The organism is Deferrisoma palaeochoriense, from assembly GCF_054656955.1.
The window spans coordinates 1-617 of sequence record NZ_BAAHXI010000168.1 but is presented as its reverse complement, the minus strand read 5'-3'; the positions used below and the strand labels follow the sequence as shown (position 1 = coordinate 617).

The 617-nt window shown below is 60.8% G+C and carries 1 protein-coding gene; it reads left to right on the top strand.

Annotated features, from left to right (window positions below):
• The coding region (locus tag ACYQ8L_RS18560; RefSeq protein ID WP_459943304.1) for an IS630 family transposase at positions 1 to 617 on the top strand (617 nt) is incomplete at both ends.

The window sequence follows — 617 nt, the reverse complement described above, 5'->3', positions numbered from 1 at the left end:
CGAGAACTCAAGCGCACCATCACGGACAAGACACCGGATCAACTCAAAATGCCCTGGGCGCTGTGGACCCGGCGAAGTATCCAGGAGTTCATTCGCCGCAGATGGGGCCTCACGATGCCGGTGCGGACCATCGGGGACTACCTGAAGCGCTGGGGGTTCACCCCCCAAAAGCCCCTTCGCCGCGCGTATGAGCAAAATCCCAAGGCCGTGGAAAAGTGGCTCCACGAGGAGTATCCCGCCATCCGGGCCCGGGCCAAGCGCGAGAACGCCGAGATCCACTGGGGCGATGAGACAGGAATCCGCTCGGATAGCCAACATGGGCGTTCCTACGCCCCCCGGGGGCAAACGCCGGAGATTCGCATCACCGTCAACCGGGTCTCTCTGAATTTGATCTCGACCATCACGAACCAGGGCAAAGTGCGGTTCATGACCTACACGGGCACCATGAACAGCCAGACGCTGATCCGGTTTCTCCGGCGCTTGATCAAGGACGCGGACCGCAAGGTGTTTCTCATTTTGGACAATCTCCGGGTGCATCACAGCAAACCCGTCAAGGCCTGGTTGGCGGCCCATCAGGAGGAGATCGAGGTGTTCTACCTGCCCTCGTACTCGCCAGA